At 70.8% G+C, this 12,226-nt stretch carries 14 protein-coding genes; 12 read left to right on the top strand and 2 right to left on the bottom strand.

From position 1 onward, the window contains the following. Positions 1-32: 32 nt before the first annotated feature. From GGR16_RS18080 to GGR16_RS18065, 4 genes are read left to right on the top strand one after another with little or no spacing between them, the layout of a single operon-like run. On the top strand, positions 33-992 hold the full coding sequence (locus GGR16_RS18080; RefSeq protein ID WP_210289609.1) for an ABC transporter substrate-binding protein: 960 nt from the start codon (positions 33-35) through the stop codon (positions 990-992). Further along, positions 982-1,791 carry an ABC transporter permease gene (locus GGR16_RS18075; protein ID WP_183317504.1) on the top strand — a complete coding sequence of 270 codons (810 nt, stop codon included), beginning with the start codon at positions 982-984 and terminating at the stop codon, positions 1,789-1,791. Before GGR16_RS18080 ends, GGR16_RS18075 begins: the two co-directional genes overlap by 11 nt. Then, positions 1,788-2,528 carry an ABC transporter ATP-binding protein gene (locus GGR16_RS18070; RefSeq protein WP_183317503.1) on the top strand — a complete coding sequence of 247 codons (741 nt, stop codon included), beginning with the start codon at positions 1,788-1,790 and terminating at the stop codon, positions 2,526-2,528. The genes GGR16_RS18075 and GGR16_RS18070 overlap by 4 nt, the downstream gene beginning before the upstream one ends. Continuing rightward, positions 2,525-3,772 carry an NnrS family protein gene (locus tag GGR16_RS18065; RefSeq protein ID WP_183317502.1) on the top strand — a complete coding sequence of 416 codons (1,248 nt, stop codon included), beginning with the start codon at positions 2,525-2,527 and terminating at the stop codon, positions 3,770-3,772. The genes GGR16_RS18070 and GGR16_RS18065 overlap by 4 nt, the downstream gene beginning before the upstream one ends. On the opposite strand, the gene GGR16_RS18060 is transcribed toward GGR16_RS18065, so the two are convergent. Further along, positions 3,769-4,038, bottom strand: coding sequence for a hypothetical protein (locus GGR16_RS18060; RefSeq protein ID WP_183317501.1), 270 nt, complete (start codon positions 4,036-4,038; stop codon positions 3,769-3,771). The genes GGR16_RS18065 and GGR16_RS18060 overlap by 4 nt on opposite strands. 213 nt (positions 4,039-4,251) lie before the next feature. Between GGR16_RS18060 and GGR16_RS18055 the strand changes: the two genes are divergently transcribed. The 5 genes from GGR16_RS18055 (at position 4,252) to GGR16_RS18035 (ending at position 9,855) form a co-directional block, all read left to right on the top strand. Further along, positions 4,252-5,580 carry an HdeD family acid-resistance protein gene (locus GGR16_RS18055; protein ID WP_183317500.1) on the top strand — a complete coding sequence of 443 codons (1,329 nt, stop codon included), beginning with the start codon at positions 4,252-4,254 and terminating at the stop codon, positions 5,578-5,580. A gap of 9 nt (positions 5,581-5,589) precedes the next feature. After that, a complete protein-coding gene (locus GGR16_RS18050; protein WP_183317499.1) occupies positions 5,590-6,744 on the top strand; it encodes an MFS transporter in 1,155 nt (384 codons plus the stop codon). A 103-nt stretch (positions 6,745-6,847) separates the two neighbouring features. Beyond that, positions 6,848-7,990 (top strand): GGDEF domain-containing protein, encoded by a 1,143-nt coding sequence (locus tag GGR16_RS18045; RefSeq protein WP_183317498.1) that lies wholly within the window; start codon positions 6,848-6,850, stop codon positions 7,988-7,990. A gap of 112 nt (positions 7,991-8,102) precedes the next feature. Beyond that, positions 8,103-8,714, top strand: a complete 612-nt coding sequence (locus GGR16_RS18040; protein ID WP_183317497.1) for a UdgX family uracil-DNA binding protein — start codon at positions 8,103-8,105, stop codon at positions 8,712-8,714. 88 nt (positions 8,715-8,802) lie between these two features. Further along, positions 8,803-9,855, top strand: coding sequence for an AI-2E family transporter (locus GGR16_RS18035; protein ID WP_183317496.1), 1,053 nt, complete (start codon positions 8,803-8,805; stop codon positions 9,853-9,855). Between the two features lie 51 nt (positions 9,856-9,906). On the opposite strand, the gene GGR16_RS18030 is transcribed toward GGR16_RS18035, so the two are convergent. After that, positions 9,907-10,344 carry a CBS domain-containing protein gene (locus tag GGR16_RS18030; protein WP_183317495.1) on the bottom strand — a complete coding sequence of 146 codons (438 nt, stop codon included), beginning with the start codon at positions 10,342-10,344 and terminating at the stop codon, positions 9,907-9,909. A gap of 184 nt (positions 10,345-10,528) precedes the next feature. Between GGR16_RS18030 and GGR16_RS18025 the strand changes: the two genes are divergently transcribed. The 3 genes from GGR16_RS18025 to GGR16_RS18015 all read left to right on the top strand — a co-directional run bounded on the left by GGR16_RS18025 (position 10,529) and on the right by GGR16_RS18015 (position 12,226). Then, positions 10,529-11,068, top strand: a complete 540-nt coding sequence (locus GGR16_RS18025) for a sigma-70 family RNA polymerase sigma factor (protein WP_183317494.1) — start codon at positions 10,529-10,531, stop codon at positions 11,066-11,068. 19 nt (positions 11,069-11,087) lie between these two features. Further along, the gene (locus tag GGR16_RS18020) at positions 11,088-11,390 is read left to right on the top strand and encodes a hypothetical protein (protein WP_183317544.1); all 303 of its coding nucleotides are present in this window, start codon (positions 11,088-11,090) and stop codon (positions 11,388-11,390) included. A 107-nt stretch (positions 11,391-11,497) separates the two neighbouring features. Next, on the top strand, positions 11,498-12,226 hold the full coding sequence (locus GGR16_RS18015) for an alpha/beta fold hydrolase (protein ID WP_183317493.1): 729 nt from the start codon (positions 11,498-11,500) through the stop codon (positions 12,224-12,226).

Raw genomic sequence — 12,226 nt, 5'->3', positions numbered from 1 at the left:
GGCCGGAGGCCCGACGAAACCGAGGATTGGTCATGATCGATCGCCGTCATCTCATGCTGTCAGGCATTGCCGCTCTCGCCGTGCGGCCCGCCCTCGCCGGCTCTCAGGCCCTGACGCTCTGGGGTCCGCCGGCCGCGCCCTCCGTCGTCCTCGCGCAGGCCGCGGCCGAGGGGGAGATCCGGGGCCAGTCCGTCGACTTTCGCGTCTGGCGCTCGCCGGACGAGATGCGCGCCGGGATCGCGGGCGGTACGATGCAGGCGGTCGTGGTGCCGACTTATGTCGCGGCCAATTTCTACAATCGCGGCGCGGGCCTGCGGCTTCTCAACGTCCTGACGGAGGGGCTGCTCCATGTCGTCGGCACGCCCGGGCCCGAGGGAGTTGCCGGGCTTGCCGGCCGGCGCATCGCGGTGCCCTTCGCCAACGACATGCCCGACCTCGTGCTGCAGCGGCTCCTGGCCAAGGCTGGTCTCACGCCCGGCAAGGACATCCATCTCGACTACGTCGGCTCGCCGCCAGAGGCCGTCCAGCTCCTCCTCGCGGGGCGGGTCGATGCCGCGCTCCTGTCGGAGCCGGCGGCCTCGGCCGCCATCCTGCGCGGCGGCATGGCGGGCAAGGAACTGGTGCGCGCCGTCGATTGCCGGCGGGCCTGGCAGGCGGCCACGGGTGCGGCCTCCATGCCGCAGGCCGGCCTCGCCGTGACGCCAGCGCTCGCCGACAGGCTGGGTGGGGAAGGGCTTGAGGCCCTGCAGGGCGCGCTCGAAGCGGCCCTTGCCCGCGTGAAGGCCGATCCGGCGGCGGCGGGCGGTGCGGCCGCAGCCGCCCTCGAACTGCCGGCACCGGTTGTCGGGCGCGCGATCGCCTCGAGCAATCTCGTCGCCTTGCGTGCCTCCGCTGCCCGCGAGGCGCTGACGGGCTTCTTCGCCGCCCTCGCCGAGGACGATCCGCGCATCATCGGCGGCAGGCAGCCTGATGCCGGCTTCTATGCGCTCTGAAGCACGGGCCGCCGCCTGGCTCGGACGCTATCTCTGGTCGGCCTGGGCCGGGGCGACGGGGCTTCTGTGCCTTGCTGCCGCCTGGCAGGCGGCACACGAGCTCTACGGGGATTTCGTCCTGCCGGACCCGCTGACGACGCTCATGACGCTCGCCGATCTCGCGACGGAGCCGGGCTTGGGCGCGGCCGTGAAGGAGACGGGACTACGCGCGCTCACCGGCTTTCTCCTTGCCGCCGGCATCGGCACGGCGGCGGGGACCATCGCGGGCTATTCCTTCGCCGCTCTGAGGCTGATGAAGCCGGTCGTCACCTTCATCCTCGGCGTGCCGCCGATCTCGTGGATCGTCCTCGCCCTCATCTGGTTCGGCGCCTCCGGCGGCTCGGCCGTCGCGACCGTGATCGTCGCCGCGTTGCCCATCTCCTTTGCGGGGGCGCTGGAAGGCGTGGCGACGCGGGACCGCGGCCTCGATGCCATGGCGCGCGCCTTCGGTGCCGGACCGCTCCGCCGCTTCCGGGACGTGACGCTGCCGCATCTTCTCTCCTATCTCTTCGCGGCCTGGACGACGGCCATCGGCACGGCCTGGAAGGTCGCGGTCATGGCGGAGCTGCTCGGCAATTCCGGCGGCATCGGCGGCGCGCTCGCCAAGGCGCGCGCCCTGTTCGACATCCCGCAGGTGATGGCCCTGACGGTCCTCGTCGTCCTCTGCGCGCTCGGCAGCGACCATCTCGTCCTGCAGCCGCTGCGGGAGGCGGCCGAGCGCTGGCGCACGGCCGGCCAACCCTGGGGCGTCAAGCGATGAAGCTGCGGCTCGAGAACATCGGCCACGCCTTCCTCGGCCGCACGGTCATCGAGGGCATGAACCTCGCCTTCGCCGCCGGCGAGATCGTCGCCCTCGTCGGTCCCTCCGGCTGCGGCAAGACGACGCTCATGCAGATCGCAGCGGGTCTCGTCGTGCCGCTGCGCGGCCGCGTGCACCGCGCCTACCGGCGCCACGCCATCGTCTTCCAGGAGCCCCGGCTGCTGCCGTGGCTGACGGCGCGCGACAACATCGCCTATGGGCTCGCCTGCGCCGGGACGCCGCGTCGGCACAGGCGAGAGATCGCCGCGGCGCGGGCAAGGGAGGTGGGCCTCGAGGCGGATGATCTCGGCAAGTTCCCGGCGGAGCTCTCCGGCGGCATGCGCCAGCGTGCGGCGGTGGCCCGCGCGCTCGCCGTGGCGCCGGACGTGGTCTTTCTCGACGAGCCGTTCTCGGCCGTCGATGTCGGCCTGCGCCGCATGATGCAGGATCACCTCGCGCAGGCGGCGGCGCGCGAGGGCTTCTGCGCCCTCTTCGTGACGCACGATCTCGGTGAGGCCGCGCGCATCGCCGACCGGCTGGTCGTGCTCTCGGCGCGCCGGCGCGGCATCGTCGACCTGCGGGCCGTCCCCGGCCGGCCCGGCGCGCGGGACGAGCGCTTCGTCTTCGACCTCGTGGCCGCCTGGTCGCGCGAAGAGGCCTTCGCCGAACTCCTCGACGGGGCCGGGCGGCTGCAATGAGCGCCTCCAGCGACCGTTCGGTCAGGCACTCGCCGCAGCTTCTCCTCGACGAGGGCCTGCGCCTCTTCTTTCCTGTCGCCGCCTCGCACGGCGCCCTCTGGCCGCTCCTGTGGACGCTGGCCTTCTCGTTCGACCTGCCTTTCTCGGGTGCGGTGCCGCAGGGCCAATGGCATGCGCACGAAATGGTCTTCGGCACCTATGGCGCCGCACTCGCCGGCTTCCTGACCTCGGCCGTGCCGGAATGGACCGATACGGACCGGGCCCGCGGCCGGGCGCTCCTGCTCCTCGTGGGGCTCTGGCTGCCGGGGCGCATCGTCGGGCTTCTCGCCGCCGATTGGCTCGTGCCGCTGGCGCTCGCCGGTGATGCCGCCTTCCTGTCGCTGCTCCTTGCCCATGTCGCCGTCCCGATGGCGCGGCGGCGCCTGTGGCGTCACTGGTCCTTCGCGGCCTGGCTCGTGGTGCTCGTTGCGGCTGAAATGGCCATCCGCCTCGCCTGGATGGCGGGCGAATTTGCCCTCGCGCAGCGCCTGCTCGCCGCGAGCCTCCTCGTCTTCGTCATCCTGTTCGCGCTGTCGCTGTCGCGGATCAACGTGGTCGTGCTCAACCTCGCGCTCGATCCTTCTGGCGAGACGACGCCCTATAGGCCCCATCCCGGGCGCCAGAATCTCGCCGCCGGGCTCGCGGCCCTCTATGCGGCGGCTCAGCTCGCCTTTCCGCAGTCCGCGGCGCCGGCCTTCCTCGCGCTCGCCGCCGGCGCGGCCTTCATGGACCGGCTGGCGGAATGGTTCGTGGGGCGCAGCGTGCTGGCAAGTCACGTGCTGGCTCTGGCCGGCGCGAATGCCGCAGCGGGGATCGGTCTTCTGTTCATCGGCGCGGGGCAGCTCGGGGCACCCGTCTCGCCCGCGGCCGGGCTGCACATGCTTGCCATGGGCTGCCTCGGCATCGCGGTGCTCGCCGTCTTCACCGTCGCAGGCCTCAGGCACACCGGCCGGCCACTGGCGATACCGTGGCAGGCGAGGGCCGCGTTCCTGCTTGTCGCGATGGCCGCGCTGGTGCGCACCGCCCCCGAGACCGGCCTTGCTTCGGTGCTTCACGGGATGCACTACGGCCTCGCCGCCGTCCTGTGGGCGACCGCCTTCGGGCTGTGGCTGCAGGGCTTCCTGCCCTTCATGCTCGCCCCTGCGCTGCCCGAGGTTACGGGACATTGCGAAGATCGGAGCGCGGTGCCGGCCGGCGGTGGCTAAAGCTGGCAGATGATGCGCCGGAACTGCCTCGAACCATGCACGTAATCGGGACGTGGTGCTTGCGATCGTTCGTCGATCTCGACGGCGGACGAGACCTCGTCGAGCAGGAAGGTCTTCCAGCCCCGGTCTTCATGGCTGCTGCTGCCGCCGCGCACCTGCCAGGCGCTCATGGCGAGGTGGCCGGCGGTCGTCTCGCCCACGGCGTGCACCTCGACGACACGCGTGAAGCCGTCATAACGCAGCTCGAGGCGCCGGCCGTGTCTCATGGCCGCGCAAGCAACGTCCGTCCGCACGCTCGCCCTCCCATGCGGGTTGGTCGGACGGCCCATCGTGCATCGTCCTGGGGCGATCCAATGGCGCTCCATTGCTTCGTCGTTAAGACTTTGAAGAAGAAGCCGAACTAGCATGCCGGTCTCGGGGAATACGATGCCGGCTGCAGAGCGAGCGACATGCCGGCCGCCCGGGGGGCGTGCGCGAACATGCTGGAGCTTCTCCTCCTGCTCATCGGCGGCGGCATGGTGCGCCGCAAGTGGTGGCTCGTCGGCGTCCTCGGCCTCCTGTGGATGGCCGGCGGCCTCTTCTTTGTCGTCACCGCCCTCGACGACGACCTGCGCTTCTCGTCGACCTACTTCGCCATTCCGCTGCTCATCGATGCCGCCTTCTCCGCGGTCAGCGGCCTGTCGGCGCCGAACGGGCGCCGGCTGCTGCGCCTCGGCAAGGCGGCCGTCCTCGTCGTCATCGTCCTCCTGATCATCGAGGCGCCCTGGCACAGCGGCATCCTCGTCGGCTTCCTGGTCGGCACGCTCCTCGTCGCCGACGCCGTCTGGCGGGCGAGCAGCGCCTATGTCGTGCGCTTCCACCGTTGGCGGCTGTCCATCTTCAAGGCGGCCGTCGAGTTCCTGATCGGCATCTGGTCCTTCGTTCCCTGGCCGAGCCACTGGCAGGGCGAGGTCGGCGCCGACGTCGGCACGCTGATGATCGTATCGGCCTTCGGGCTGTGCGGGCTGGCGCTGCGCATCCGGCGGCTGCCGCCGGACACCTCCGTCGCGATGATCCTGGCCAGGGGACGCGTGCGGGATCTCAAGCCCGGCTCTCCGCGGCGGGTCCTTCCTGTTCGGGGCGAGGGGCCGGACGAGGGTGACGTCGTCGTGCATGTGTGGACGCCGACCGGAGGCATCGTGCCGCTGCACAGGGGCGTCGAGCGCTATGTCGCGGCCCGGGACGAGAAGGGCATCGTCTCGACCGGCCATGCCGCGCTCGAGGTGCCGCCGGACGTCTACATCAGCCACTATCCCGCGGTCGAGATCGACCGGGCACCCTCCCAGTTCGCCCGCGCCCTCAGGGCAACCCCGGACAACGACGTGCCCGGCCTCTTCAAGCCGAGCTATGCCGAGGAGAGCGCGGAATGGTGCCCCTCGACCGTGCAGGTGCGGCTCGCCGGCCTCAACCGGCGGGCGCTGCGCGCGTTCTGGCAGGCCTACCGTGCGGACGCGACCTACAATCTCACGGACCGCAACTGCTCCAGCGCGGTGGCGAGCGCGCTCGACGTCGCCATCGAGGGCCGCTTTGCCGAGGCGGCGCGATCGCCCGCCTTCCTGCTGCGCCTCCTCTGCGCGCCCGAGCTGTGGATCGCGGGGCTGCTGCGCCGCCGGGCGGCGTGGATGGCCTGGACGCCGGGCATCGTCCTCGACTACGCCCAGGCCGTCGGAGCCCTGATCGCCCAATTCGAGCCGCGGCCCGACGACGGTCGCGCCCATCCGGCTCCGTCCGGCCATCCGGCTGCCGCCGCCGCGCCGTCCGGCGACTGAGAGGTTCGCGTGTACACCAGCATCGTCGGGGGCAGCGCCGTCCTGGCCCGTGCGGGCATCATCGCCACCGCGGCGGTCTTCGGGCTGACCTACAGCCTGAGCGCGGCGCTGATCGCGCTCGATCTGGCGGAGCGCGGCCTGAGCGAGGGCCTCATCGGTGCCAATGCGGCGATGCACGCCGTCGGCGTCCTCGCTATGGCCTTCCTCCTTCCGCGGATCGGCGCCCGATGGGGGCTGCGGCGGGCGATCGTCGGCGCGCTCGGCTGTGCGGCGCTGCTCCTGTGCCTGTTTCCGCTGATGCCCTTGGTATGGCTCTGGTTTCCGCTGCGCATATTGCTCGGCGCCGCCTCGGAGGTGCTGTTCGTCCTGTCCGAGACATGGCTGAACGCGCTGAGCTCCGAGAGCTCGCGGGCGCGCACGATGGGCGCCTATACCGCGGCCCTGTCCGTCGGCTTCGCGCTCGGACCGCTGATCCTGTCGCTCGTGGGGTCGGACGGCTTCACCGCCTACGGCATCGGTGCCGCCCTTGCGGCCGCTGCCGCCCTCTTCGTCACCTTCGCGCGGATCGCGGCGCCGGCCTTCGAGAAGCCCGCCCACGGCAATCCCCTGCGCTACATGCGTCTTGCGCCCATCGCCATGGGCGCCACGGCCCTCAATGCGGCGATCGAGACGGCCGGGCTGACCTTCCTGACGCTCTACGCGATGTCGCTCGGCTGGGGGGAGGGCGACGCGACGCAGCTCATGGCCTACATGATGTTCGGTGCCATCGTCCTGCAGGTGCCGATCGGCTGGCTTGGCGACCGGATGGACCGGGAGCGCCTGATCGTCGCGCTCGCCGCGGTGTCGGCCCTCGGCGCCGTCGCGTGGCCCTTCGCGCTCGCCAGCCCGGCGATGACCTACGCGCTCCTCTTCGTCTGGGGTGGCGTCTTCGTCGGCATCTACACGCTGATGCTGGCGATCGTAGGCAGCCGGTTCTCCGGCAGCGACATCATCGGCATCTATGCGGGCATGGGCCTGTTCTGGGGCGTCGGCGCACTCGTCGGCCCGGCGCTCGCCGGCTTCGCCATGCAGGCGGCCGGCCATGGCCTCCCGATCTTCGTCGCGCTGGCCTGCGCGCTGTTCGCGATCGCGGCCCTCGCCATCGGACGGCGCGCGATGCGCTAGCAGGGCCGCGCCCCGCCCGCAGCCGACGCAACTTGCAGAGGTTGCATGCGGACGATATGCAGCGCCGACAGACCTTGCGGAGAGCGGGGCATCGTGGGGCGCCATGCGGCTGGTTCTGTTGGTAGGTCCGACCATCCTGCTCGTCTTTTCGGCGAGCTTCGTGCTGGCGTGGACCTTCGACCGTCGCCGGAGGCACCTTCTCGTCTTCGGCGCCTCCTGCCTGCTGTTCTGCCTCGGCACGCTGTCGCAGATCCTGCAGATCCCGCCCGGCGCCGGGCCGAATGCCGTCGTGTCGGCCTTCATCTATACCGTGAGCGTGCTCTGCTTCACCGAGGGGCTGCTCGCGCGGACGGGCAAGCGCACCTCCTTCGCCGAGAAGGCCGCCATCACGCTCCTCATCGTGGGCGGCATCGCCTTCTTCTTCTATGTGGAGCGGAACCTGCTGGTCCGCATCTACATCCTCAACTTCGGCTACGGCCTGATATGCCTTGGAACGGCGTGGCGGCTGCGTGATATGCGGTACGGGCGCCTGACGGAGCGTGTCCTGTTCTGGACGCTCCTGGCCTTTGCCCTGCACTTCTTCCCGCGCACCATCCTCACCGTCGGTGTCGCCGCGCCCGATCCATCGCAGTTCGGCATATCGCCGTTCTGGCTCGCGCTGCAGTTCTCGCTGGCCGTGCTCGGTGTCGCCCTGGCGCTCGCGCTCCTTGCCGTCACGGTCGGCGACGTCATCGAGGACCTGCGCCGCACCGGCAACCTCGACCCGCTGACCGGCATCCTCAACCGGCGCGGCTTCGAGGAGGGCGCCGCACAGCGGCTCGCCGACCGGCGCAGCCATCCGCTGTGCCTCGTCATCGCCGACATCGACCGCTTCAAGAGCATCAACGACACCTTCGGCCATCCAGCCGGCGACGAGGTGCTGCGCACCTTCGCGGCCCTGGTGCGGCGGGCGACGCGGCGGGGCGATCTCAGTGCCCGTTTCGGCGGCGAGGAATTCGTTCTGCTGCTGTCCGGGTGCGACGCGTCGGGGGCCGCGGCCTTCGCCGAGCGGCTGAGGGCCGCGGTCAGCGAGGCGCGGTTCGGCTCCCTGCCCGACGGCTGGCAGGTCACGGCGAGCTTCGGCCTGGCCGAGGCGCGCGCCGGCGACAGCCTCGCGCAGCTCGTCGCCCGGGCGGATGCGGCGCTCTATGCCGCCAAGCGGGCCGGGCGCAACCGCGTGCGACAGCACGGCGGCATCCCCGCCTGAGCCACCCGTGCGGCCGTTCGCCCGCGGCAGGAGGTCTGGAACATCGTGCCGCCGCGCCGGTTCGGCCTCGTGAAGCAAGGCGTGCCTCACGGGAGCCCCATGGCGGGAACTGATGGACCGGACGACGGGTGACGAGCCATTGCAGGAACTGGCGGCCGCGGAGGCGTGCTGCACGCGCTGCCCGCTCTACCGCTTCGCGACGCATGTGGTGCCGGGCGAGGGCCCGTCCCGGGCAAGGCTCATGTTCGTCGGCGAGCAGCCGGGCGACAGCGAGGACAAGGCCGGGCGTCCCTTCGTCGGCCCCGCCGGCCGCATGTTCGAGCGTGCGCTCGCCGATGCCGGGGTGCCGCGTGGCAAGGTGTTCGTCACCAATGCCGTGAAGCACTTCAAGTTCCAGCAGCGCGGCAAGCGGCGCATGCACCAGCGCCCCAACGCGCACGAGATCGACCGGTGCAAGTGGTGGCTCGACCAGGAAATCGCCATCGTCGCGCCGCGTGTCATCGTGGCCCTCGGCGCCACCGCGGTTCGCAGCATCCTGGAGCGGCCGGCGACGATCGCCTCGCTGCGCGGCGAGCCGCATGCGCTCAACGACGGCATCTCCCTCTTCGTGACGATCCACCCCTCCTATCTGCTGCGCATCAGGGGCGAGGCGGACCGGGCCGGGGCGTACGAGGGCTTCGTCGAGGATGTGCGGCGAAGCTGGCGCCATGTCGCCGCCGGCTGACCCCGTGGAAGGCAGGGGCAGGGCGCCCGCCGCCGGACGCGAAGGCGGGCCCGGAGCCGTCGCCCCGGGCCTGCGGCCGGTGGAATGGATGCTCGGGCTCCTCGTTGCGATCGCTGCCGTCCTCGCCCTGAGGGCCACGGCCTGGTTCACAGGCCCGCTCGCCTTCGCCTTCTTCGTGGCGCTCGCCGTCTGGCCCATCGATGCGGCGATCGGCGCCCGCCTGCCGCGGGGGCTGCGCTGGCTCGGCCATCTCGCCGCGATGCTGGTCATCCTGCTCGTCTTCGCCGCGTTCCTCATCGGCATCAGCTATGCCGGCCAGCGGCTCGCCATCGGGCTGCCGGAGCATCGGGAGGCCCTCGTCGCGCTGCTGGAGCGGCTCGCGGCGTTCGTCGAGCGCCTCGGCCTGCCGATCGACAGTCTGAGAAACGTCGTCTCCGCCGACCGTCTCATCGAGCCGGCCGTCGGCTTCCTGTCGTGGCTGGCGAATGCGGTGTGGCAGACGGCCGGCGTGCTGACGCTGGCGCTGTTCCTGATCCTGTTCATGCTGGTCGAGGCGCCGGTCCTGCGCCGCAAGGTCGCGGCCGTCACGACCTGGCGCGGCAGCGTCGATTGCCGCCACGTGCTCGTCGACGTCGCCGGGCGCGTCCGCCGCTATCTCCTTGTCAGGGCGTTCCTCGGCCTGCTCACGGGCATCCTCTATGCCGCCTGGGCCTGGTGGTGGGACCTGCCGTTCGTCATCGTCATGGGCACGCTCGCCTTCCTGCTCAACTTCATACCCACCGTCGGCTCGATCATCGCGGGCGCCGTGCCCATGGCCGTCGCCGTGCTGCGGCTCGATCCGGCCTCGGCCGCCATCGTCGCCGGCGGCATCCTCGTCATCGAGCAGGTGCTCGGCAACTACGTCGATCCCAGGCTGCTCGGGCGGCAGATGTCCCTGTCGGGCCTCGTCGTCCTGGTGGCGCTGATGTTCTGGACGTGGGTGTGGGGCCTCATCGGTGCGCTGCTCGCGGTGCCGATGACGCTGCTCATCATGGTCGTCGCGGCGCATGTCCCGGCCCTGCGGCCGATTGCGCTCTTCCTCTCCGATGCGCCGGACATCGACGAGCTGCGGCGAAACAGCCTGCGCGCACCCGGGGAGTAAAGGAGGGACGGGCGCTCGCCGTCGGCGGCGCCTGCCCCGCCTGCGCATGCGTCAGGCGTTGCCCGTCTGCGAATGCATGCCGCCCGGCCGGGAGATGCCGGCCAGGGCCTCGCCCGCGGGCCCCTGCTGCATGATGGCGAGATCGCCCAGCGACAGGATGCCGACGAGGCGCTTGTCGCGGTTGACGACGGGGATGCGCCTGATCTGCTGCTCGCCGAGGTTGTGCGCGACGTCGTCGAGATCCTCGTCGTCGAAGCAGTAGCATACGTCGCGCGTCATGACGTCGGCGACCTGCGCGTCGGGGCCCTTGCCCGCCGCGACCGCGCGCACGGCGATATCGCGGTCGGTGATCATGCCGACGAGCCGGTCGTTGTCGCCGACCGGCAGGATGCCGGCGTCGATGTCCGCCATCATGCGGGCGGCCTCCTGGATGGACTGGTCCGGGCGCGCGATGCTGACATTGCGCGTCATCGCTTCGCTCACTCTCATCTTTCCCTCCTGTCTGCTTGCGTGGCAGGCCGGATGAATGGCTCGCGCGAGATCGCTGGCGCCGGCCCTGCCCACCCCCGAACCGGCTGGGCGCGCGTCTGTTCCGAGAGCGGTACCGTCTGGAACAATCGCCGGAAGGTGACGTTTGGCAGGCAAGGGCAGGCCTGACAGGGAGTGCACAACGATGGCCGACGGCTCGGCGGCGCGGCACGACCGGCGCAGGGGCGACGAAGTCGTGGCCCTCATCCCGGCGCTGCGCGCCTTCGCGCGCGGGTTCTGCCGCGACCGGAACGATGCCGACGACCTCGTCCAGGAAACGCTGGCGCGTGCCATTGGCCGGATCGACCAGTTCGAGCCCGGTACCCGGCTGAAATCGTGGCTGTTCACCATCATGCGGAACACCTTCCTCAACCGCGTCAAAGTTGAGGCGCGCGAGGCGCCGGGGCTCGCCGAATGCGCATCGGGCCGGCCCATCTCGGCGCCGGGGCAGGAATGGACCGTGCGGGCCGGCGAGATGCGCCGCGCCATCGAGCGCCTGCCCAACGGGCAACGCGAGATCGTCGTGCTGATCGGCATCCTGGGCACGAGCTACGAGGACGCCGCCCGCATCTGCGCCCTGGATATCGGCACGGTCAAGAGCAGGCTGCACCGGTCCCGCTCGCGCCTGCTTCATGAGCTCGGCGAGAAGTCCGCCGCCTCGTATCTGGCGGGCCCTTTGCCATGACATCGGAAGGAACAGGACCATGAACCGAAAAGCCCCACGAGGAGAAGACCGCGACGAGGTCCGCACCGGTGTTGAACCGCGCAGCACCCCCGAACGGGCGGGGCTTGACTGGGACGAGGTGGAAGGGGCGGACATCCGGCCCGCCGGCACCTCGCGCAGCGGCGGTGTCGTGGACCGGTCCGGTCGCGTACGGACGGACGAGCACTACGGCGAAGGCCGCGACAACTACCAGGAGAGTGACGAGGTGCTCCCGGATGACCGGGAAGAGGCCTCCATCTCGCGCAATCCCTCGCGCGAAGGCGGCCGCTTCGACGAGAACTGATCCTGGCAACCGACGGCCCTTGCCGTCCTCTTGCCGCATCCAGCCAGCCCAATATGTTTCGTGCGACAGCTTTGAAAGGCGATATCGGCCCGTCGAGGAGCGAAGACGTGCCCGACAGGAAGATCACTATCTCCGTCGACAGGACGGAACTCGGCGGCCTCGTCGTCGAGCCGCGGACCGGCATGCCGGGCATCCTCTTCGTCCACGGCTGGGCGGGCAGCCAGGAGCGCGACCGCAGCCGCGCCCTGGGCATCTCCCAGCTGGGATGCATCTGCCTGACCTTCGACATGCGCGGCCATGGCGCCCGGGCCGATCAGCTGCGCACGGTCACGCGGCGGGACAACCTCGCCGACCTGTGCGCCGCCTACGATGCGCTGACGGAGCAGCCCAACATCGACACGAGCGCCATTGCCGTCGTCGGCAGCTCCTACGGGGGCTATCTCGCGGCACTCCTCACCGCGCATCGCCCGGTGCGATGGCTCGCGCTGCGCGTGCCGGCGCTCTACCGCGACGACGGCTGGACGGTGCCGAAATTCAGCCTCAACCGCGCCGATCTCGCGCGCTACCGCCAGCGCTTCGTCCCGCGCGAGGAAAATCTCGTCCTGCGCGAGTGCGAGCGCTTCAAGGGTGATGTGCTCATCGTCGAATCCGAGAACGACGACATCGTCCCCCATCCCGCCGTGGCGAGCTATCTGTCCGCCTTCATCAATGCGCGGTCGGTGACCTACAGGATCCTCGAGGGGGCCGACCATGCCCTCTCGCGCGACAGCGACCGGCAGGCCTATGACACGCTGCTGCTGCACTGGGTGCGCGAGATGATCCTCGGCGCCCGCTGA

Origin of the sequence: Chelatococcus caeni, from assembly GCF_014196925.1 — a bacterium.
GTDB lineage: Bacteria > Pseudomonadota > Alphaproteobacteria > Rhizobiales > Beijerinckiaceae > Chelatococcus_A > Chelatococcus_A caeni.
Note: the sequence above shows the minus strand (reverse complement) of the source record. Positions and strands in the feature narration are given on the sequence as shown.

Bases quoted from the DNA above. Each gene is read 5' to 3' on its own strand.
- GGR16_RS18080 (WP_210289609.1), top strand. From the start codon at position 33: ATGATCGATCGCCGTCATCTCATGCTGTCAGGCATTGCCGCTCTCGCC.
- GGR16_RS18020 (WP_183317544.1), top strand. From the start codon at position 11,088: ATGAACCGAAAAGCCCCACGAGGAGAAGACCGCGACGAGGTCCGCACC.
- GGR16_RS18065 (WP_183317502.1), top strand. From the start codon at position 2,525: ATGAGCGCCTCCAGCGACCGTTCGGTCAGGCACTCGCCGCAGCTTCTC.
- GGR16_RS18070 (WP_183317503.1), top strand. From the start codon at position 1,788: ATGAAGCTGCGGCTCGAGAACATCGGCCACGCCTTCCTCGGCCGCACG.
- GGR16_RS18055 (WP_183317500.1), top strand. From the start codon at position 4,252: ATGCTGGAGCTTCTCCTCCTGCTCATCGGCGGCGGCATGGTGCGCCGC.
- GGR16_RS18040 (WP_183317497.1), top strand. From the start codon at position 8,103: ATGGACCGGACGACGGGTGACGAGCCATTGCAGGAACTGGCGGCCGCG.
- GGR16_RS18045 (WP_183317498.1), top strand. From the start codon at position 6,848: ATGCGGCTGGTTCTGTTGGTAGGTCCGACCATCCTGCTCGTCTTTTCG.
- GGR16_RS18075 (WP_183317504.1), top strand. From the start codon at position 982: ATGCGCTCTGAAGCACGGGCCGCCGCCTGGCTCGGACGCTATCTCTGG.
- GGR16_RS18035 (WP_183317496.1), top strand. From the start codon at position 8,803: ATGCTCGGGCTCCTCGTTGCGATCGCTGCCGTCCTCGCCCTGAGGGCC.
- GGR16_RS18060 (WP_183317501.1), bottom strand. From the start codon at position 4,038: ATGAGACACGGCCGGCGCCTCGAGCTGCGTTATGACGGCTTCACGCGT.
- GGR16_RS18025 (WP_183317494.1), top strand. From the start codon at position 10,529: ATGGCCGACGGCTCGGCGGCGCGGCACGACCGGCGCAGGGGCGACGAA.
- GGR16_RS18030 (WP_183317495.1), bottom strand. From the start codon at position 10,344: ATGAGAGTGAGCGAAGCGATGACGCGCAATGTCAGCATCGCGCGCCCG.